Below are 20915 nucleotides of genomic sequence, written 5' to 3'. Positions count from 1 at the left end.
GTCATGCCGCGGCGAAGGCCTGGCGCTGGCTGCCGAGGCCATCGATCGACAGCTCAACGGTGTCGCCGGGGCGCAGGTAAGGACGTCCGGGAAGTCCCAGGGCAACGCCGGCCGGTGTACCGGTGTTGATGACATCTCCGGGCTCGAGGACCATGTACTGGCTCAAGTAATGGATGAGATACGCCACCGGGAAGATCATGTTCTTGGTGGTGCCGTGCTGTCGGACAAGGCCGTTCACCGAGAGATTCAGACCGAGGGCCTGGGGGTCCGCTACCTCATCAGGAGTGACCAGCCACGGCCCGAGCGGGTTGAAGGTTTCGCAGGACTTGCCGAGGTCCCACTGCGGGGAGAAGTCGAGCTGGAACTCGCGCTCGGACACGTCGTTGCTGATCGCGTACCCACCGATGCAAGCGAGGGCTTGCGCCGCGTTCTCCAGGTAGCGGGCTCGCTTGCCGATGACGACCGCGAGTTCGACTTCCCAGTCGGTCCTGGCGGAGTGACGTGGGATGAGCACCACGTCGTAGGGCCCGACGACCGTACCGGGGTCCTTCATGAACACCACGGGCCGCTCGGGGATGGCGGCGCCGGTCTCGGTTGCGTGGTCGCGATAGTTGAGACCAACGCAGACGACCTTGCCCGGCCTGGCGACCGGCGCGCCGATACGCAGGTTGCGGGCGTCGAGCTCGGGCAGTGCCCCGGCCTCAACGGCCCCCAGAGCGCGCTCGAGGCCGCCTGATGCGAGGAAGTTGCCGTCGATGTCGGGTGTGAGGAACGACAGGTCGAGTAGCCGACCGCTGCGGTCGAGTACGGCAGGTCGCTCCCTACCCTTGTCGCCAAGGCGCAGCAGTTTCACGGTAGTTCTCCTAGAAAGGTACGGAGTGCGGCATGGAGGGCAGCTCCGCACGGGCAGGCGATACGCAGACGCGTGCGGGTCCGATGGGCCAGGCAGCGCGTCCGGGCTTGCGTCTAGTCCTGAGCACGGCCGGTGGTAACCCGGGCGATCATCAGGGCGACGAGGATGATCCCGCCGTAGATCGCCTGGATCCAGAAGGACGGCACCTGGGCGAGGGTGAGCAGGTTCTGTACGACTCCGAGCAGCAGCACTCCGGTGAGGGCGCCGAACATCGTTCCCCTGCCGCCATCCAGGCTGATGCCGCCAATGACGGCGGCCGCGAACACGGTGAAGATCATGTTCTGGCCTTGGTTGGCGTTGATGGCTCCGACGTAGCCGGTCTGCATCAGACCGCCTACCGCCGCGAGCACGCCGGCGACCACGAAGACCCCGAGCATGACGCGCTCGACCCGGATTCCGGCCGCGCGGGCGGCATCCGCGTTGCCACCGATCGCGTACAGGGCCCGGCCCCAGCGGTGGTACTTGAGCATGATTCCGGCAGCACCGAACGCGGCGGCCGCGAGCCATACCGACATGGGGATGTTGAGGAACGTGCTCGTGGCCAGGGAGTAGAAGGCCTCGGGCAACCCGAAGAGGGTCTTGCCCTCGGTGGCGCCGACGAGCAGCCCCCGCAGCACGATCAGCATGGCAAGCGTCACGATGAACGCGTTGAGCTTGAACTTCACGACGAGGATGCCGTTGAAGGCGCCCACGAGTCCTCCGGCCACCAGGATGGCGAGCAGTCCCAACGCCGCAGGCCACTCGGTGCCGAAGCCGGAAGCGGCGACCGGCAGCACGAGCAGGGCGCCGAGCGCGGGCGCTATGCCGACGACCGACTCCAGGGACAGGTCGAACTTCCCGGTGATCAGGACCAGGGACTCTGCGAGCACCACCATCGCCAGTGCTGCTGACGCACCGAGGATGGAGATCAGATTGCGCTCGGTGAGGAACGAGTCGTTGACCAACGAGCCCAGCAGCATCAGCAGCAACAACGCCGGAACAAGGGCGAGTTCACGGGCCCTGCGCAGCAGTACGGTCTTGGCTGCACCCGACGCGCCGGCTGCGACGGACACGTCGGAGGCAGTAGGGGTGGCCTTGGTCTTGATGTCAGCCACGGTCAACTCCTTCAATGGATGCGATCAGCTCGCGGTCGTGCCAGCCCGCCGGATGCTCGGCGACGATCCGGCCGTGGAAGAGGACCAGGACCCGGTCGCAGCGACGCAGATCGTCAAGCTCGTCGGAAACCACGAGCACAGCGGTGCCGTCGTCACGTGCGCTGTCCATGCGGCTCAGCAGGGACTCCTTGGACCTCACATCCACCCCTGCGGTCGGATTGATGAGGACCAGCAGGCGTGGCTCCGTGGCGAGCGCTCGGGCCATGACGACCTTCTGCGCATTGCCGCCGGACAGGTCGGACACCGGCTGATCCGGTCCTTCGGCGTGGATGTCAAGGCGCTTGATGAGGTCGGTGGCGAACTCGCGCTTGGCGCTCGTCCCGACGAAGCCGCTCCGGCCGAGCCGGTCGAGGACGCTCATGGTGGCGTTGTCGCCGATGGTCATCCCGGAGACCATGCCCTGCTCGTGCCGGTCGCGGGGCACACAGCCGACTCCGGCCCGCAGTGAGGCGGTCACATCGCCGAAGGGCAGGTCGTTGCCCGCCAATTGCGCATGACCGGAGTGCGGCTTGTACAGCCCGGCAAGCGACTCGGCCAGCCGGATCTTGCCGCTCCCACTGGAACCGGCCAGGCCGACCACTTCTCCTTGCCGGACGGTCAGATCGATATCGGTGTAGACATCGCTGCTCAGACCTCGTACATCGAGGAGCACCGGTGCATCGTCCGACACAGCAGAGCGCGACATGGTCACCCTGTCGGCGATGGCCTCGCCGGCCATGGCTTCCACCAGCGCGGTGCGCGGGAGCTCGGAAACCGGCGCGGTGGTGATCCACTGGGCGTCACGCAGCACGGTCACGGTCTGGCAGACCTCGTACACCTCCTGCAGGTGGTGCGAGATGAACAGGAAGGTGACGCCCGACTCCTGGAGGGAGCGCATGCGGTCGAAGAGCCGCTCGATCTCCTTGTTGTCGAGCTGCGCGGTGGGCTCGTCGAGGACGATGAACCGCGCCCCGAAGCTCAGCGCCCGCGCGATCTCTACCATCTGGCGGTCCTCGACCGAGAGCTCCGAGGTGACGGCGTCGGGCGCTACGTGCACATCCCAGGTGTCGAGCAGGTCGACGGCCTCGGTCTGCATGCGGCGCCAGCTGATGAAGCCGCCGCGGCCGGTGGGCTGCCGGTTGATGAACAGGTTCTCGGCGACGGTGAGCTGGGGAACGACAGTGGGCTTCTGGTAGACGCAGGCGGCCTTGGTTCGCCAGGCGTCACGGTCCGTGAGGGGCGGCGCGGGCTCGCCGTCGAAGGTCACTGTGCCTTCGTCGGGAGCCTGCAGACCGGTCAGGATGGAGACGAGGGTGGACTTCCCGGCGCCGTTGCGGCCGACGAGCGCGTGCGATTCGCCGGGGATGACGGTCAGCCGGCCGTCACGCAGGGCGGTGGTGGGGCCGTAGCGCTTGACGATGCCTTCGGCCGCGACCAGAGGGCGGGGGGCAATGTCGACGACGCTCACTTGACCGTGTTTCCCCACAGCTCGGGGTCGTCGACGTTGTCCTTGGTGACCAGCGGGGCGGCCAGCTGGTCCTCGAGGTTGCCGTTGGGCAGCTCGACGATCGTCGAGTTGTGGTCGGTCGGGCCGGGCTTGAAGGTCTTCCCTGCCATTGCGGCCTTGATGTAGTACATGCCGTACTTCGCGTACGCGTCCGCCGGCTGCGAGACGGTGGCATCGATCTCGCCCTTGCGGATGGCATCGAACTCCTGCGGGATGCCGTCGTTGGAGACGATCGAGATATGCCCCGCCTCGCCCACCTTCTTCAGCATGCCCTTGGACTTAAGCGTCTGCAGGGTCGGCGCCAGGTACACGCCGCCGGCGTGCATGTAGATCCCCTTGATGTCCGGGTGGGAATTGAGCAGTGTGCCCAGCTGGGAAGCGGCAGCGTCCGACTCCCACTTGGCCGGGATCTCCAGGACCTTCAGCTTCGGGAACTTCTCCTTCACGCAGGTACGGAAGGCCTCCCCGCGCTCCCGGCCGTTCACGGACGCCAGATCGCCCATGATCTGCACGACCTTGCCGCTCTTCACCTGGCCACCGAGAAACTCACAAGCCTGCTGGCCGTACGCCTTGTTGTTGGCGCGGACCACCATCGCGACCTTGCCCTTCTCGGGCGCGACGTCCACGGCGACCACAGGGACGCCCTTGCGCTCGGCCTGGTCCAGGCCCGCGGAGATGGCGGCGCTGTCGAGCGGAGCCACAACCAGGCCCTTGACGCCCTGGTTGAGCTGGTTGTTGATGTCGGTGATCTGCTTCGCCGGATCGCTGTCGGAGTTGACCGTCTTCATGGCGTCCACGTCTTCGGCCTTCGCCATCTTCGGCACGTAGTCGTTGTAGGCCTGCCAGAACGGCGAGGTGAGCAGCGGCAGGACGACCCCGACCTTGCCGTCCCCACCGGTGCCTCCTTCTGAGGCGTTGTCCTTGGTGCTTCCGCACGCCGTCAGGGCGAGAGCGGCGCATACGGCCACGGCCGCCGACCGGACTGCCCGCGACGAAGTTCCCAGATGCTTTTCGGCCATTGCTGCGGCTCCTAACCGATGGCGCTGCGCTGCATCAAGAAGGTTGCTGCGATGCGCAAGGAAGAGGGACGGCCGGGCGGCTTCACCGACCGGGCACCACTATTCATCGGATCTCTTGGGGAGGTCAATAGGCCTGGACCGAACTTTTCACCAGTTTCAGCCCTAGTGATCGGATCACTTGCAGGGCTGCGCTCCGGCGCGCGGAGCGAGGCGACAACGCCGAAGGAGACGGCGACCTAGCGGGCCATCAGCCAAATCAAGTCAATGACCGGCGAGGGCATACTGAAGCCGTGCGGCCTACTGCCCAGCCTTCGTGCGCCCTTGTCTGTGAGCAGCACGAGATGCACTCGGTGCTAAGAGCGGGCACCCACCAAGCCGTCCCGCCTCTTGATGAGTTCGTGACATGACCTCGAAGCGAGCGCCCGGCGCCGCCGTCTACGCGATGGGGGGCGCCCAAGACGGACGGGCTTGCGCCTGGATCGATGGCGCGAAAGGAACATCGCCGCACATCGGGCACGCACCTGGGGTCTGCACCTGAATGACCGCGACGTGCCCCTACTGGTCGACTGGCACGCTGAAGCGGATCGCCCCGCCTGCAGGGCTCCGCTCAATCACTCGGTGGGGATGGTCCGCCGCCAGCACCGGCGCGCCCAGTCCGAGGACTCCATGCCCGTCGAGTCCGATGACGGCAATGAAGGCTTGCAGGAGGACACCCTCGCAGCGACGGGCACCGACTCCTCCTCCACACTGCCGGTCATGCTCGGCGGCAGTGCGCTCCTTGCGGTCAATGGCACCTTCCTGCTCAGGTCACGCCGCATGCGGACCTCTACCGCGCCACGGTCGATCCGGCCCATCCCGTTCGAAAAGTCGAGGCATAGCCCCGCACCACAGGGGCCCTTCACATGGACCGGTTCGCCATCCGTCGCACCTCACCCGAGGGCGCCGAATTCCTGGCCCTCGAACTCTCCCGGGAACTCGACGCCCACAACATCGGCCTCCAGGCGCTCTTGCCCATAACACCGCGGCGCCCCAGACAGTGAACAGTTACATAGCCACCTGAGCGCCGGACGGCCCTCTCGCAACGTCAGAGACGTGGGGTGCGTCGTGTCGTTGCAGGTCACTCCAGTGGTTCCGTCCCGACCGACGCGTCGTCCGTCAGGAAGAGCTCTACTACTGGGACGGCCACAGCGGGCCGGACGACCGGCAGCTTGAGCGTCAGTGTGCCGGCCGGCTGCCCGCCCATGTTCATGTTCGCCGCTGTGGTCGACGGGTCGGTCACAACCTGGGCAATCTCGGAAGCGTCGTGCAGAAGCTGGGCATACTCGACCTTGCCTGCCAGCCCGGGCAGATGCACGTGCTCGAACGGCCAGGCGAACAGGTGGAGATAGAGGCGGTTGCCGCGCTGGGTGTAGCGGGCGTCGGCCGGCGGCCGTAGCGCGGCGGGGCCGGCGCCACGGATCGACCGCTCGTGTTGCCGCATCCACTCGCCGATCCCCTCCAGCGTGGACAAGGCGACGGGGTCGAATTCGCCACGACCGGTCGGTCCGACGTTCAGGAGCATGTTGCCGTTCTTCGACACCCCGTCGATGAGCATCCGCACCAGCAACTCGGCGCTTTTGGCCTGGTGGTTGTCGCGGTCGTAACCCCAGCTGCCATTGATGGTCTGGCACGCTTCCCAGGCGATCGGCCTGCCGTCGCGTTCCATGGGTTTGTGGGGCTGGTACTGCTCCGGCGTCACGAAGTCACCGGGCAGGTCAAGCCGGTCGTTGACGACGATCCCCGGCTGGAGGCGGCGGGTGAGCGCCAACAAATCCTCGGAGCACCAGTCCGCGGCGCCCTTCCCCTTGAAGCCCCGCTGGTCGTCGTCCTGCTCCGGGTAGGAGAAGTCGTAGAAGAGATAGTCGATGGTCCCGTAGTTCGTCAGCAGTTCCTCGACTTGCCCGCGCAGGTAGGCACGGTAGCGAGCCATGTCGCGGTCGGCGTTGAGCTGCTCGATCACCTCCCGCAAATCATCACGGCGCGGGTGGGTGACGTCGATGGTGAAGTCGGGGTGGTGCCAGTCGATGAGCGAGTGATAGAAGCCGACCCTCAGACCTTCCGCTCGCACTGCCTCGGTGAACTCCCGTACGAGGTCCCTGCCGCTCGGCGCGTGCATGCTGGTGTAGTCGGTGAGCTTGGAGTCCCACAGGCAAAAGCCGTCATGGTGCTTGGTGGTGAGCACCATGTAGCGCATGCCCGCCCGGCGGGCCGTGCGCGCCCAGGAGCGCGGGTCGTACAGGTCAGGTTCGAAGTGGCGCAAGTATCGCTCGTAATCCTCCACCGCCCTGCGCTCGTTGTGCATCACCCACTCGTGCCGCGCGGGCAGGGAGTACAGGCCCCAGTGGATGAACATGCCGAAACGATCACGGGTGAACCAAGTGGGAACAGCCATCGCAGGGAAGTACCTTTCTCAAGATCGTCAGGCTGTCGGAATGAAGGGATCGCCCTTGCTGCGACCGCCCATGAACCCAACGCAGGCGTAGCAATCGCTAGTCCGTGCATGTCATACGGATGACGGCTCGGGTTGCGGACTGTCGAGTCACACGAAAACGTCGGAGGCGGGACGGAGTTGAGGCCCCCATGCCCTGCGAGACGGCGTCAGATCGGGCCCCGCTCAGCTGCAGGGCCCGATACGGAAACCTGTCGCGACCGTCATGGTGACCCGTCGCAGGGTAAGCAGCCTCACATCTTCAAGGCTCCCTCGCCGACGCCCCGGAAGAAGTACCGCTGGGCAAAGCCGAACAGGACGAGCACGGGGATCATCGCAATCGTTGCCCCGGCCATGACGAGTCGCTCGTCATATCCGAATTCAGAGTTGGAGAGTTGGGCCAGGCCGAGAGTCAGGGTGTACTTGGTGTCCGAACGCAACACCAGCAACGGCCAGAGAAAGTTGTCCCACGTGGCAACAAAGGTCGTTACGGCCACCACAGCCACTGCTCCCCGTGCCGACGGGAGGAAGACTCGCCAGAAACGGAGCCAGTCGTTCGCCCCATCCAGCACTGCCGCTTCCTCGAGTTCGTCAGGGATGGCCATGAATGCTGCCCGCATGATCAAAACGTTGACGGGGGTCACGAATGCGGGAAGCCAAACACCCCACAACGAGTCGACCAGGCCGATGTCGTTGACGATGACGAACAGGGAAACCATGATCGCTTCAAACGGAATCAACAACGCGACCAGGATGATCGTCAACGCGGCACGGCGACCGAACCATCCTTTGCGTGACAGCGCATATCCCGCAAAGGCACTGAACAGGCACTCGGATGTAATGGCGAGCACTTCCACAACAGTGGTGTTGAGTATGTACGTGCCGATCGGGAGCGAGTCGAACACCGATTGATATGCACCAAGGGTCGGCTGCTGGGGCAATGGCGAGGCCGCACCATAGATGTTCTCACCAGTGCCACGCAACGACGTGATGACCATCCATGCCATGGGCAGGATCACCAGGATCAGCACGGCGACCAGCAGCGTGTAGTGCGCAACCCGCCGCAGTGGGCGGGCAACTGGGCGCCCCCGCTTCTGGAACACTTCCCTGCGACCCGGTTCTTGGGGCCTCACGGGGGCGGGGGCCGCGGTATCTACGGTCATGGTTGCTCCTCCCTGACGATCATCCTGCTCAAGAGGGCGACTGCGAAGGTGAGCAGAAAGAGCGCTGTACTGAGCGCGGCACCGTACCCGGCATTACCCGACACCGGGTCCAGACCCGCATCCCGGATGAGGAACGGCAGCGTACGAACTGACCCGCCCGGCCCGCCGGATGAGCCGCCGAGCATGTAGATCTCCGTGAAGACTCGCAGGGAGCCGGCAGCGGACAGTGTGGCCACAAGCAGGATCACTGGCTTGATGGCCGGGACGGTTATGTGCCAGAGGCGTTGCGCCGCGGAAGCGCCGTCCAGCGTCGCCGCTTCGTTCTGGGACTTGTCCACGTTCGCCAGAGCCGCCAGATAGAGAACCATGTACCAGCCGAGGCCTTTCCAGACAGTGACTGCCACGCAGGAAAGCAGCAACAACCACCGGTCGGTCAGGAAGGGCAGCGGCTCCTCGAGTACTTGAACTTTCTGGAGGACACCATTGACTAGGCCGTCATCCTTGAGTAGAAACTGCCAAGCGATGCCGGCAACAACCACCGAGGTCAGCACCGGGACGTAGAACGCGGTACGGAAGATGCCGATCAGCGGGACCTTCCGTTCCACAAGAACGGCCAGCAGCAGGGGAAGCACTACCAGCAGCGGCGTGGCGATCACCATGTAGAGCACGCTGTTCAGGGCCGCGTCCCAGAATGCCTCGTCGCCCAGCATCGCGGTGTAGTTGTCGAATCCGACGAACGACGAGCCGCCGCCGAGCGGTGGGGCGTCCGTGAAGGACAGAAGAATCGTGTTCGCGAACGGGTAGGCCCCGAACCAGACCACGCCAATCAGTGCCGGCAGTAGCCACAGGTAGGAAGCCCACCATGGGCGAATCCGGGTGGCGCCTGCGCGCCGCGAGCCTCGCCGAGGCGTCGCGGAGGCAGGGGTCCGCACAGTCGTCATCACGGCGCCTTCGGGATGACCTTGTTCGCAGCGTCCTCGGCCGCCTGCAGCGCCTCTTGCGGGCTCTTCTTGCCCTGCATGGCCAACTGAAGTTGGGGAACCACAGCCTCGGAAACCGCGCCGTTCCAGAACCAGACGACCGGGTCGTACTGGGCCTTCTGCTGAGCTTCACGATGCCCTGCCATGCCCGCCCTCTCCAGCGCGTCGTAGGCGGGGTCCGTATAGCACTTGGCGGACGCGGGGAGAATCGACATGGGCGGGATGGCCGTCACTCCGTTGTCGCTGCACAACGCCTCCTGCTCCTTGGTGCTCGTCACAAACTCGGCGAACGCCAGTGCTGCCGCGGGGTTCTTAGTCGTCTTGGGCACGGTGATGTGCTGCCCGCTGATCAACGGACCACCGCCCTGGTCGTCCATGAGCCGCGCATAGCCAGTCACTTTGTAGACGTCGGGCGCGTTCTCCCGTACGGTCCGCGAGTGCGCCTGGCCGAAGACGATCTTGCCCGCGGCGAAGGCCTCGCTCGCGTTGGGGTCCCCGGTAATCGAATCCTTGGGGAAGGCGCCCGCCTTGTATGCATCGGCCAGGTTCGACAGCCAATCCAGCGCGGCCGGATCTGATGCGAAGGTGAATTCGGTGTGCGCCGAGTTCATGATCTTCACGTCGCGCGCGGCGAAGGCATCCGGCAGCATGTACTGCGGGCTGCCCCAGTCGCCGTAGAACTTTCCGTCGGCCTTCTCTGCGATGGTCTTCAGTGCGGCGAAGTATTCGTCGTACGTGGTCGGGACCTTGCTCAGACCGACCTTCTTCATGAGGTCCTTGTTGTAGAGCATGGACGGATAGCCGGTGTACCACGGAAGGGACACGTGCCCGGTCTTGCCCGGGGGCACAACGGCCTTCCATGTTTCCGGCGTGTAGTTGTCGCCAACCTTGGGGAGCCGGTCACCCATATCCATCGCCAAGTCAAGGCCCGACAGCAGCGAGACACCCTGGATGTCCGTATTGATCACATCGGGGATCTTGCAGACCTTGACGTTGGTGGTGAGGCGCGTGATGTACTCCGCGCCGCCGGTGTCGTCGACCCAGTTGATCTTGACTGCTGGATGCGCGTCTTCGAAACGCTTGATCTGTGCGGTGAAGAACTCTTTGAACGCACCCTTCAGGCCGAGGGTCTCGAAGGTGATCTCACCCTTGATCGGACCGTCGATGGGGCCGGACTTCTGGCTGGCTTCAGGGATGTCGCAGCCGGCGATTTTCGAAGCGCTGTCCTTTTCGCCGCCTCCGACTCCGCATCCAGCCAGGGCTATCAGCATCATGCCCGCAGTCGCGGCACGGGTTCGTGCATGTCTCATGGGCCTGCCGTCCTCACATCCAGCTAAAGGGGGTTGAGGGAGTGCCGAGATATTAGTCGGTTGGTTACCTATTAGGCAATGGATGGAGACGTTGTCGTCTCCTAGGCCTGCCGCGCCCGGCGCAAGGCACTCCGGTCACAACACTGTGAGGCGCGTGCGCAACTCCTCGTCGGCCAGGCCGAGATCACGGGCGGCAAGCCACGCGGCGGCGCCAGCCGTGCTCCCTGCATAAGAGATGGAAGCACCAGGCCAGCGGGCGGCAACGCGGCTACGCACCGCAGATGCAACTGGAGATCCTGGGCTGAGAATTCCTCCCGCGAGCACGACCGGGAGCGTCGAACCTGCGGTACGGACGGTACTGAGGGTGGCGAGCAGATGGTCAGCCGCTTCGTCGACCAAACCGCACGCGTCCGGGTCATCCTCCGCAGCTGCGGCCAGAACCAGAGGAGCGAGCCGCGCGAGACGTATCGGACTGTCGCCGTAGACGGCGTCGCAAATCGACTCCACCAAGTGGGGGCCGAGTGGCACGTCACCGACCAGCTCCTCGATCACAGACGCCGCCAGCCCCGCGATCCGCCCTGGAGGACCAGAGCCACTCCGGGCCGACGTATGGGAGGTCTGCCGGCAGCCGTGAGCACAATCGATGGCGTCGAGTGTCATCTCGACAGCTGCGCGCCCCAGCCAGTAGCCGGAACCGCGATCGCCCAGCAGCCAGCCGTGGCCGTCTGCACGTCGCGTCAAATCGAAATCTCTGCACTCGCCGGCGACGGCGCCAGTCCCGCTGAGAACCACTGACCCACCCGGGCTTCCCGTGCCGGACGCATACGCGAGTTCGAGGTCGCCAAGCACGCGAGGCACGATCGACAGCTCAGCTTCCTGCCACACCTTGCCCAGCACCTCGTCGGCGAACGGCCCACCCGCCAGGCCCATCACGCCCGCCCCGACCCGAGCTGGGTCGACGTCGGCGAGCGCGTGGCGCAGTGCCTCGGCGATGTGCCGCACGGCGACAGCCTCGCCGTGCGGGATTGGATTGCCTCCCCCGCCATGCGCCGTGCCGATGATCCGGCCGGCAAGGTCGGCCACCATGACCCGGGTGGTGGTCCCGCCGACGTCAAGGCCCATAGTCAACACGCCATGGTCGTCGTCCCGAGAAAGGCCCGTCATGCCGTCCGCCGGATACGCCCCACGTAGCGCGCCTCCAACTCCCGGTTGTGCTCGTCACCTCCGGGAATGTTGGCCGACAGGTAGACGGGCGGCACGTCGCCCGCGTCCTCAATGCGCCGGATCACCTCCGCGACCATCTGCTGAGCGAGCAGGGCGGTGGTTATGGACGAGATACCGCACGCGTTGCCTCCACCTGCCATGGGCAACAACGCGTCGCCGTACGGAGCACCGTTGTCGAGCGCGACATCGACGACGTCACGGAGCCGCAGCCCCGACGGGTGCTTGGGCGGGACGCCGGCAGTGTGCTCAGCGGAGGTGATTCCGATAACGCGATGCCCCTTCTCTTTGGCCAGCAGCGCGAGCTCAACAACACAGCCATTGACACCCGAGTTGGAAGCGAGCACGAACACGTCGGCCGAGTGCGGCGCCGTCAGCTCGTACAACAGTCCTGCGGACTCGGTGCTGCGCTCCAGGTCCGCACCGTTCAGAACCTCCAACGGCCGCCCGCCGTACATGACTACGTCGCGCAGGGCGATCTTGTTACTGGGGACAAGTCCCCCGGCACGACCAGAGATTTCCATGGCGAATGCCTCGGAGTGGCCGGTGCCGAACGCCTGGATGATGCCGCCGGCGGCGAGTGCCTCGGTGATCAGCATGGCGGACCGCGCCACCCCCTCGGCTTGATTCCTGCTGACTCGCTCAATCACTTCAAGTGCTGCGGCCGCAAACGCCGCCGCTGATGGTGTGGACACCTGAATCTCCTCCTGGGTGAACCCGGATGGACTGCGCGCAGCGCAGAAACTGCGGCGACTCAACAACTGACCTGCTGCCGCTCGGCGTTGTCAGGTCGCGCTCCACGCCCGGCAACCTGCTGGACGATCGCGAGGCTCCCTGCCTCTCAGCCTTGACGCCCCACCAGGCTGTGGTTAAGGTCCAGCAAAATATAGGGAGCCTACTTACTAATGGAGGATCCTTGCATACGCAGAGTGTGACGCCAACCCCTCCCTATTGCCTCTGCCAGCGCGATCCGTCCCACCCTGCCCCCACCGGCACGTGCTCCGGCATCGGGCCAGCGCGCCCGCAAGCTCGGGCCTGACCCTGCCAGCTATAGCCCAAGTACGGAGCGACAACCAGCACTTCCTACGGCACCTCGAGAGTCAGGACTCCCGAAAGGCACTCCATGAGGCCACTCACACATTCCAGTCGGAGATCACAGACCCGTCTGGCGGCGGTGCTGCTCGTCGCATTGCTGCTGAGCCTGGGCGGCATCACCGCGGTGGCAACGCCCTCGTACGCGGCCAACACCACCTACTACGTATCGACATCCGGAAGCGACTCCAACAGCGGCACCTCCGAGGGCAGCCCCTGGCAGAGCCTGAGCAAGGTCAACTCGACGGAGCTCAGCCCAGGAGACATGGTGCTGTTCCGGTCAGGTGATACGTGGACCGGCAAACTCACCACGAACGGATCCGGCAGCAGCAGCGCGCCGATCGTCTATGGCGCCTACGGCGGCGGCAGCAAGCCTGCGATCAACGGTGCCGGGGTACTGCCTGCGACCGTGCACGTCACGGGCCAGCAGTATCTGCACATCACCGGCCTGGAAATCACCAACACCTCAAGTGAGCAGGCGTACCGTAGCGGGATCTTGGTGGACAACCCCAACACCGATCCGCTGAAGCAGATTCGCCTGACTGATCTCTCGATCCACGACGTCTCCGGCCGACCGTACGTCGGGCAAGGCGACTGGAGTGATCCCGGCGACGGCGGCATCATCGTTACCGGGCGCGCCGACAGCCCGACCTCACGTGTGGACGATCTGCTGATCGACAACGTCGCCATCAACAACGTGGACGATGCGGGCGTCCGCATCCAGCCGCGCAATCAGTCCGCACGTGCGACAGGCACCGTTGTCCGCAATGTTCGCGTCAACAACGCGGGCGGGAACGGAATCCTGGCCGGCAATACGTCCAACGCCCTGATCGAGTACAACAAGGTCACCGGGAGCGGTGGGCGCTCAACGGCCTGCGCCGGCATCTGGCCGGTGTACAGCGACGGCTCAGTCCTTCAGTACAACGAAGTCTCCGGCCAGAGGACGCTCGTCAACGACGGCTTCGCGTTCGACCTGGACTGGAAGAACTCCAACTCGGTGTTCCAGTACAACTACTCCCACGACAACCCGCATGGCTTCATCCAGTTCTTCCAGGAATCCACGGCCACAGTCCGCTACAACATCAGCCAGAACGACGCCATCACGTTCGGCTTCTACAACTCCGGCCCTGAATCCCTCGAGGTCTACAACAACACGATCTACCGTGCGCCTGGATCGACCTCCAAGATCCTCTGGAACCAACAGAGCGGTCACGCCTATAACGCGAGGTTCCGGAACAACATCATCGTCAATCACGGCAGCGGCACCTACGACCCCTCTGTCGGGACCTGGAGCAACAACCTCTTCTTCGGTGACCACCCGGCGTCCGAGCCATCCGATCCGGCCAAGCTCACCAGCGACCCGCTGCTCGTCGCTCCGGGCACGGCGACATCTCCGACCGACGCCTCCGGATATGCACTACAGGAAGGCTCGCCGGCACTCAGCTCCGGAGCGCTGATCGCGGCGAACGGTGGCCGTGACTACTTCGGCAACCCCGTCAGCGCCTCAGCGGCCCCTCACCGAGGCGCGTACAACGGAGCGCCGGTCGGCGGTAGCGGGCCCCGGAACAACGGCCTGTACACCCTGACCGCCGTCCACAGCGGCAAGGTCGCCGATGTCCTCGGCGCAGATACAAGCAACGGTGCGACCGTGGTCCAGTGGTCGGGAGGGGGAGGTGACAATCAGCGATGGCGAGCCAAGGATGCCGGGAACGGCACCTTCACATTGGCCGCCGCGCACAGCGGCAAGTGCTTGGACGTGCTGGGAGCCTCCACCGCCAACGGAGCCAAGGTCGCGCAGTGGAGCTGTTTGACTGGTGACAACCAGAAGTGGCGGTTCGAACCCGCTGGCTCAGGAACGTACCGGATCGTCTCGGCGAGTAGCGGCAAGTGCCTTGATGTGACCGACGCATCCATGGAGAACGGCGCGCAGTTGGCCCAATGGACGTGTTGGACCGGCGACAACCAGAAATGGCGTCTGACCCAAGTGGGTTGATCCATACGCCGGTTGCGACGCATGAGCCCGGTCCAGGTTCGCCGTGAACAGGCCTGGACTGGGCCTTGCCGTGCCAGCCCCCGAATGATGTCCGAACAACGCCTATCAGCGAGTGCGGCAGCCCTACATATAGTAGGTACCGTACCGACTGAAGGTATTGAGCGTTCCTCTTCCCAGCCCCGAGGTGATCCAGCTGCTTGGAGCTGACGCCCAATCGAGCACCTCCCTCGACACCGCGGGCGTAACCCGCGGCAAGGCGTCGGACCTTCAACCACCCGCTGTTCCCTTCCTGTTGATCGCCCAGCTGCCGACCATCGGTCCTGCTGTGCTCGATGTTGTAGGAGTGCACCTTGCCCATTGACCACACGTACGTCGAATCGTTCGAGGCAGGCAAGGGGGTACTGGCGGCCAGGGCTTGGCTGCACGACAGCGCCAAGCGGCTGTCCCTGAACGGGGACTGGGCGTTCCGGTTGTCCCCCTCCCTGGCGGAGGCCCCAGACGACTTCGACCCGGCCGGCTGGGACAGCATCCAGGTGCCGTCGCACTGGCAACTCAAGGGATACGGGCGGCCCGCTTACACCAACGCCGCCTTCCCCTTTCCCATCGAGCCGCCGCACGTGCCGACGGACAATCCGTCCGGTGACTACGTCCGAACCGTGGAGATCCCGGACAGCTGGGCGGGCTCGCGGATCGTGCTGCGATTCGAGGGTGTGGACTCGCGGTTCGCGGTACGGGTGAACGGCTCCGAGGTGGGTTGGTCGTCCGGAAGCCGGCTGCCGAGCGAGTTCGACGTGACGCCATATGTGTCGCCGGGCCAGGATGCGGTCATTGCTGTGCGGGTGCACCAGTGGTCAGCCGGCACCTACCTGGAAGACCAGGACATGTGGTGGCTGTCGGGCATCTTTCGCGACGTCACCCTGCTGGCCATGCAACCCGGGTCAGCGACGGACGTATTCGTGCAGGCCACCTACGAGGGGCCCGGCGGGACACTGAGGGTGGAATCCGACGTGCCCGGCACGGTGGAGGTGTCCGAGCTCGGGCTCACTTTCCCGACGGGACGCACAGTGGCGATACCGCAGGTGGAACCGTGGAGCGCCGAGGTGCCGAGGCTGTACGACGCTGTGGTGACCACCCCCGCGGGTTTCGTCACGCTGCGTGTCGGCTTTCGTACCATCGCGATCCGCGACGGTCTGCTCACGGTCAATGGGAACAGGGTGCTGTTCAACGGTGTGAATCGCCATGAGTTCCACCCCGACCGCGGCCGGGCCCTCACGGAACAGGACATGCTGGCCGACGTCCTGATGATGAAGCGGTACGGGATCAACGCAGTCCGCACAAGCCACTATCCGCCACACCCGCACTTCCTCGACCTGTGCGACGAGTACGGGCTCTATGTCGTCGACGAGTGCGACCTGGAGACGCAGGGCTTCGGTGAGGTCGGCCCGCAGCCGGACGGCCTGTACATGCTCGACAAGGAAGAGTTGGAGGCGCATGAAGGCGGCGAGGAAGCACCGCAACCAGTTCCGGCGCTGAATCCGGTGCGGGATCCGCGCTGGCGTGAGGCCATGGTGGACCGCATACGCCGCACGGTGGAGCGGGACAAGAATCACCCCAGCATCGTGCTGTGGTCGATCGCCAACGAGTGCGGGATGGGTGCGAACCTGAGGGTCATGTACGACTGGGTTCGCGACAGGGATCCCTCCCGGCCGGTGCACTACGAGCGGGACCACGAGGCCGAGTTCGTGGATGTGTACTCCCGGATGTATCTCACGACCGACCAGGTTGCCGAAATCGGCCAGGACAGCACTTCGTACCTGGGACTCCCCTTCATCCTGTGCGAGTACGCGCATGCGATGGGCAACGGCCCGGGTGGACTGTCCGACTACCAGAGGCTGTTCGAGACCTACCCGCGCTGCCAAGGCGGTTTCATCTGGGAGTGGATCGACCAGGGGATCCGGACGAAGGATGACAGGGGCAGGGAGTTCTTCGGCTACGGCGGCGACTTCGGTGAGTCGATCCATGACGGGAACTTCGTCTGCGACGGGCTGCTGTTCCCCGACCGTACGCCCTCCCCCGGCATGCTCGAGTTCGCCAAGGTGATCGAGCCTGTCCGGATCATGGTCGAGGCCGCTGAGATTACGGTGCAGAACGGGTACGAGGTGCTCGACACCGGGCATCTGCGGTTCCGTTGGGTCCTCGACAACGAAGGCGCTGAGATCGACGGCATGCTCGATGTGCCAGTCATCAAGGCCGGCGAATCAGTGAAGCTCGACCTGCCGGTACTGCCGGAACTGGCCCCTGGTGAATCGTGGTTGACGATCCGCGCGGAGCTGGCCGCACCGACTATTTGGGCGCGCGAGGGACACCTCGTCGCGTGGGGGCAGGGCAGGCTCTCGACAGAACCGGATCGCCTTCCCATGCACGCCGAACCCAAGGCGGTCGACATACGCGGCGCGAAGGGGCAGCCGCTCCAGCTGGCAGGCATGCCGGTGAGCAACATATGTCTCGACGTGTGGCGAGCGGCGATCGACAACGATGAGCTGGGAAGCGACCGCGTCGCGGACGGGTGGCGCAAGCGCGGGTTGCACCGCGTACAGCACCGGATCGTGGATGTCGGCGAACGTGTCACGCTGGTACGCACGGCGGCACCCGACAAGCAATGGGGCCTTCTGTCCGCGTGGAACTGGACGGCATACTCCGACGGGTCGATCGGCCTTGATCTCGCGATTCGACCGGACGGTGCAGGCCTGCCCAAGACGTTGCCGCGGCTGGGAATCACGTTCGAGCTGCCACGGATCGAGACGGTCACCTGGTTCGGCCGTGGACCTGGGGAGGCCTATCCCGACAGCCAGGCGGCTGCGGCCGTCGGGCGCTGGACCATGACTGTGGACGAGCTGCAGACGCCGTACGTGCGGCCCCAGGAGAACGGTCACCGCGCGGGTACTCGCTGGGCCGAGCTGGTCGGCGCCGACGGAACCGGCCTGCGGATCGAATCCGCACCGACCCTGTTCGGCCTGACGGTGCGCCATTGGTCCACTCAGGCAGTCGATGAGGCCAAGCACCCCAATGAACTCTTGGCCGGGGACACGACCTATGTGACGCTCGACATCGCGCATGCAGGCGTGAACTGGACTGGGCCGGTGCTTCCGGAGCGCTACCAGGTACGCCCCGGCAAGGCTTCGCTCTCACTGCGATTTCGGAGCTGCTGACAGCTCTGCGAGGGCACATCAGTCGGCGTAATGGCCTCCCGGCGCGGTTCACGCCGCCGGTGAGGCGACGCCAGTCGGTCGGTTGAGTGCAACCACCCAGAGTTCAGGTGGTTCTGACATGGCGCCAGGCGCCTGACTGGCACCTCGCCGCCATCACTGCCATCCTGCGGCAACCGGCAGGCCGCTTGCCGCCAGCTTGGGTCGGTAGGCTACCTGTTAAGCTCTAAACCATTTTCTGCACCTGGGCACACCGGGGCACGCGACGCTCCGCCCTGGGGCGCGCGACACGTTCAGGAGGATTCATGGCGGCTGATTCCCGGCTGGCCAGACGCATCAATGACCGAACGGCGCTCGACCTGATCGCCGCCGCAGGCCGCATGTCCCGTACCCAGCTACGCGAGCAGATCGGGCTCGCGCAGCCGTCGGTGATCGAGCTCGTCAACCGGCTACTCGATGCCAAGCTGATCAGGGTCGCCGGGGAATCGGACGAACGCACCCGGGGGCCCCGTCCGCAGTTGTACGCCATCGCCGGCGAACGCGCCTACGTCGCAGGCGTCCATGGCAGCGCCGGAGCCATTCACGCAGTGGTCGGTGACGTGTCCGGATGGACTTCACCGACGGTCTCAGTACGGGATCCTCGACTGCACGATGATCCCGCGCCGCAGGTCGAGGCCGTAATCGACGCCGCATTCGCGGCAGCAGGACTACCCAAGCAGCCACTGACCGCGGTAGTGATCGGTACCGGCGGCGCCATCGACCTCAGCACAGGCGACATCGGGCATGCCCCCGGCCTGCAGCAATGGCAGGCGCACTTCGTAGCGCCTGTACGAGACCGGCTCGGCTGCCCTGTGCACCTCGAACGCGAGATCACCCTGGCCGCCGTAGCGGAGGACAGGTTCGGCGGCGATCAGACCCCTGAGCGCTTCACCCTGCTTTGGGTCGGCGACGGACTCGGAATCTCCTGTATCGATCAGGGAGCCCCCTTCCGCGGCTTCTGGGGCGCCGCCGGTGAGATCGGCTACCTGCCCTTGCCTTCCGTTGATTCGGATCCGGCGCCTCCACTCACCTTCCAGGACTTGGCCGGCAACAGCGCAGTGCGAGCGCTCGCTCATGCCCACAACCTGACGGACCAGACGGCCGCGGACGCCGTTCGTACCGCCATCGCGCGGGGGAACGATGCCTTCCTCGACGAGTTGGCGGACCGTATTGCCCTCGGACTGCATTCGATCGCAACAGTGATCGACCCAGGCAATGTCGTGCTCTCCGGAACCACCGCGGCAGCAGGCGGCGCTGATCTGGCAGAACGCGTCGAAACAGCCCTGGCTCGCCGAACCTGGCAACGTGTACGGATCCTTCCGGCCATGTACGCGCACGGGGAGGAAGCCATGCTCCGCGCCGCCCTCCTACTTGCCACCGAACACGGCCGTGAAGCCGCTTGGGGACCTGCGACCTGAGCACCCGCTCCGGGCAATGTGCAGGCCCTGGATCGCATGGAGTTGCCTGGAGGAACATCACCCTGGCTGCTTCCTGTCACTGGAACAGCCCGGGCGACGGCGCCATGAGACACGACCGAGCTTCGTCAACTGGCCTGCCAGGGACCACGCCTGGAGTGACGCGAAAGACCGACGGGAATCGGGCGTGACCGTTCGACTTGGCGAAGCGGCACACCGCAGCGTCGGTGGTCGTCCAGCGCACCCTCACGATTCCTCCAATACCGCAGGGGACGTGGCGTTCAAACGACCGCGCACGCGACGATGTTCACGCGCCATGGACGACTCCCGGCAACAGGAGGAACGCGCCGCGGCCGCGTGACGTGGCCGGCTGTTCCTGGAGGCTCACACGCCATCAAAGAGCCTGCCTCCAGACGGTCATCCCGCGACGTTATGCCGTTGTTACCCAACTTGCGGCGCGCGCCAGAGTGGCATGCTTCGGCCTCGGCGACTGGACGGTCGACCAAACTCTGTGACCCGAGGCTCACGGGGCGCACAGGGGCACACAGGGGCACACAGCCAGGTGTATTCGCCGCGATCTCTCTTTCACAGATCTGGTCGACTCGAAAGATCAACCGGCTGCTGTTCGTCTATTCGGAGCCCATCACGGTGCCGGAACAAACCTCCGGATCAAGTCGAACGCATACACCACCCTCCTGGACGCAACCGCAGAATCCCGTTGAGTAGCCACCGCGTGATAGCCGTGACGTGCGGCAACTACTTGCTACCTACGCATGGTTGATATGCACGTTCCCGCGTCCCGTCGCGGCCGCCAGATCTCGGGAGAGCCGGGCACCCTCATGTCCAACACCTAGGCTCGGTCGGGCGGTTGGAGGTTCGCCGGCGTCGCGTCGCGACGCACCCCCCGCGATGCCCTGGCGCGTCAACTCCGGCTGCTGGAACCAAGGGACCGTGTCACGACTTGGCAAAGTCGCGGGACGGCGGGGGCATTGTCGGCTCATACCCGGGCGAGTTCCTTTTCCAGACGCAGCTTCAACAGCAGAGCAAGAGATCCGATCACTTCAGGTGATAGTCGGCGGTTCAGCGGCGCGTTCCTTGCGAAAAGTCTCATTACATCTCCCGCTGTTCAAACTATTGCTCCGATGTCTCGTCTCGCTTACGGTGGCACCGCCAGCAGCCTTTCTGGGCTCAGGAACCCCGTGCCTGACCCAGGAGGGATGTCACCGGCGAGGTCAAGGGTCACGAGCCCTCCGCGCGAACCGCTTCCGCTCACTGGAAGCTCGGCAGCCAAGACCATGGATGTCGCCCGCTTGCGAGTCGTACGACCTCGCGGGGGCCACCCATGTCGTCCGGCGTTCAAGTTCTGTTCGACCGTGAAGCTCGAGCTCTGTCGGTCTATATCCCCGACAGGCCCACCGGCCGGCGTCGCGCCGGCTACGGCGATGACTGTCATGCGC

The 20915-nt window shown here is 65.2% G+C and carries 14 protein-coding genes and 1 pseudogene; 5 read left to right on the top strand and 10 right to left on the bottom strand.

What is annotated here, in order from left to right:
- Position 1 precedes the first annotated feature (1 nt).
- From ACFPQ9_RS43520 to ACFPQ9_RS43505, 4 genes are all read right to left on the bottom strand, one after another.
- Positions 2 to 853, bottom strand: a complete 852-nt coding sequence (locus ACFPQ9_RS43520; protein WP_380865800.1) for a fumarylacetoacetate hydrolase family protein — start codon at positions 851 to 853, stop codon at positions 2 to 4.
- 113 nt (positions 854 to 966) lie between these two features.
- A complete protein-coding gene (locus ACFPQ9_RS43515; RefSeq protein ID WP_380865799.1) occupies positions 967 to 2007 on the bottom strand; it encodes an ABC transporter permease in 1041 nt (346 codons plus the stop codon).
- Positions 2000 to 3514: a sugar ABC transporter ATP-binding protein gene (locus ACFPQ9_RS43510; protein WP_380865797.1), complete on the bottom strand. Its 1515-nt coding sequence runs from the start codon at positions 3512 to 3514 to the stop codon at positions 2000 to 2002. Before ACFPQ9_RS43510 ends, ACFPQ9_RS43515 begins: the two co-directional genes overlap by 8 nt.
- Positions 3511 to 4572 (bottom strand): sugar ABC transporter substrate-binding protein, encoded by a 1062-nt coding sequence (locus tag ACFPQ9_RS43505; protein ID WP_380865795.1) that lies wholly within the window; start codon positions 4570 to 4572, stop codon positions 3511 to 3513. Before ACFPQ9_RS43505 ends, ACFPQ9_RS43510 begins: the two co-directional genes overlap by 4 nt.
- Before the next feature lie 624 nt (positions 4573 to 5196).
- Between ACFPQ9_RS43505 and ACFPQ9_RS43500 the strand changes: the two are divergent.
- Together ACFPQ9_RS43500 and ACFPQ9_RS43495 are read left to right on the top strand one after the other, a co-directional pair.
- Positions 5197 to 5379 (top strand): annotated as a pseudogene (locus tag ACFPQ9_RS43500) (LPXTG cell wall anchor domain-containing protein); the annotation flags it as partial.
- Between the two features lie 95 nt (positions 5380 to 5474).
- The gene (locus tag ACFPQ9_RS43495) at positions 5475 to 5612 is read left to right on the top strand and encodes a hypothetical protein (RefSeq protein WP_380865843.1); all 138 of its coding nucleotides are present in this window, start codon (positions 5475 to 5477) and stop codon (positions 5610 to 5612) included.
- Between the two features lie 77 nt (positions 5613 to 5689).
- Here ACFPQ9_RS43495 and ACFPQ9_RS43490 read toward each other — a convergent pair whose 3' ends face one another.
- The 6 genes from ACFPQ9_RS43490 to ACFPQ9_RS43465 form a co-directional block, all read right to left on the bottom strand.
- The gene (locus ACFPQ9_RS43490) at positions 5690 to 7003 is read right to left on the bottom strand and encodes an alpha-L-fucosidase (protein WP_380865792.1); all 1314 of its coding nucleotides are present in this window, start codon (positions 7001 to 7003) and stop codon (positions 5690 to 5692) included.
- A 290-nt stretch (positions 7004 to 7293) separates the two neighbouring features.
- Positions 7294 to 8202 carry a carbohydrate ABC transporter permease gene (locus ACFPQ9_RS43485; RefSeq protein WP_380865790.1) on the bottom strand — a complete coding sequence of 303 codons (909 nt, stop codon included), beginning with the start codon at positions 8200 to 8202 and terminating at the stop codon, positions 7294 to 7296.
- Positions 8199 to 9023 (bottom strand): carbohydrate ABC transporter permease, encoded by an 825-nt coding sequence (locus ACFPQ9_RS43480; protein ID WP_380865788.1) that lies wholly within the window; start codon positions 9021 to 9023, stop codon positions 8199 to 8201. The genes ACFPQ9_RS43485 and ACFPQ9_RS43480 overlap by 4 nt, the downstream gene beginning before the upstream one ends.
- A 119-nt stretch (positions 9024 to 9142) precedes the next feature.
- Positions 9143 to 10456 carry an ABC transporter substrate-binding protein gene (locus ACFPQ9_RS43475; RefSeq protein WP_380865786.1) on the bottom strand — a complete coding sequence of 438 codons (1314 nt, stop codon included), beginning with the start codon at positions 10454 to 10456 and terminating at the stop codon, positions 9143 to 9145.
- A 171-nt stretch (positions 10457 to 10627) separates the two neighbouring features.
- Complete coding sequence (locus tag ACFPQ9_RS43470; protein ID WP_380865839.1) at positions 10628 to 11614, bottom strand: N-acetylglucosamine kinase; 987 nt, start codon at positions 11612 to 11614, stop codon at positions 10628 to 10630.
- Positions 11615 to 11652: 38 nt separating this feature from the next.
- A complete protein-coding gene (locus ACFPQ9_RS43465; protein WP_380865836.1) occupies positions 11653 to 12414 on the bottom strand; it encodes a sugar isomerase domain-containing protein in 762 nt (253 codons plus the stop codon).
- Between the two features lie 473 nt (positions 12415 to 12887).
- On the opposite strand from ACFPQ9_RS43465, the gene ACFPQ9_RS43460 reads away from it, so the two are divergent.
- The 3 genes from ACFPQ9_RS43460 (at position 12888) to ACFPQ9_RS43450 (ending at position 19461) form a co-directional block, all read left to right on the top strand.
- The gene (locus ACFPQ9_RS43460) at positions 12888 to 14798 is read left to right on the top strand and encodes an RICIN domain-containing protein (protein ID WP_380865783.1); all 1911 of its coding nucleotides are present in this window, start codon (positions 12888 to 12890) and stop codon (positions 14796 to 14798) included.
- 350 nt (positions 14799 to 15148) lie between these two features.
- Entirely contained in the window at positions 15149 to 18007 is a 2859-nt protein-coding gene (locus ACFPQ9_RS43455; RefSeq protein ID WP_380865780.1) for a glycoside hydrolase family 2 TIM barrel-domain containing protein, read from the top strand.
- Between the two features lie 302 nt (positions 18008 to 18309).
- Positions 18310 to 19461 carry an ROK family transcriptional regulator gene (locus tag ACFPQ9_RS43450; RefSeq protein ID WP_380865778.1) on the top strand — a complete coding sequence of 384 codons (1152 nt, stop codon included), beginning with the start codon at positions 18310 to 18312 and terminating at the stop codon, positions 19459 to 19461.
- Positions 19462 to 20915 lie beyond the last annotated feature (1454 nt).

It is taken from the genome of Streptomyces coerulescens, from assembly GCF_042657965.1.
In the GTDB taxonomy this organism is placed as follows: Bacteria; Actinomycetota; Actinomycetes; order Streptomycetales; family Streptomycetaceae; genus Streptomyces; species Streptomyces coerulescens.
The sequence above is the reverse complement of the archived record's forward strand: the minus strand, read 5'-3'. Positions and strand labels throughout refer to the sequence as shown.

Bases quoted from the DNA above. Each gene is read 5' to 3' on its own strand.
- ACFPQ9_RS43505 (WP_380865795.1), bottom strand. From the start codon at position 4,572: ATGGCCGAAAAGCATCTGGGAACTTCGTCGCGGGCAGTCCGGTCGGCG.
- ACFPQ9_RS43450 (WP_380865778.1), top strand. From the start codon at position 18,310: ATGGCGGCTGATTCCCGGCTGGCCAGACGCATCAATGACCGAACGGCG.
- ACFPQ9_RS43485 (WP_380865790.1), bottom strand. From the start codon at position 8,202: ATGACCGTAGATACCGCGGCCCCCGCCCCCGTGAGGCCCCAAGAACCG.
- ACFPQ9_RS43490 (WP_380865792.1), bottom strand. From the start codon at position 7,003: ATGGCTGTTCCCACTTGGTTCACCCGTGATCGTTTCGGCATGTTCATC.
- ACFPQ9_RS43495 (WP_380865843.1), top strand. From the start codon at position 5,475: ATGGACCGGTTCGCCATCCGTCGCACCTCACCCGAGGGCGCCGAATTC.
- ACFPQ9_RS43475 (WP_380865786.1), bottom strand. From the start codon at position 10,456: ATGATGCTGATAGCCCTGGCTGGATGCGGAGTCGGAGGCGGCGAAAAG.
- ACFPQ9_RS43470 (WP_380865839.1), bottom strand. From the start codon at position 11,614: ATGGGCCTTGACGTCGGCGGGACCACCACCCGGGTCATGGTGGCCGAC.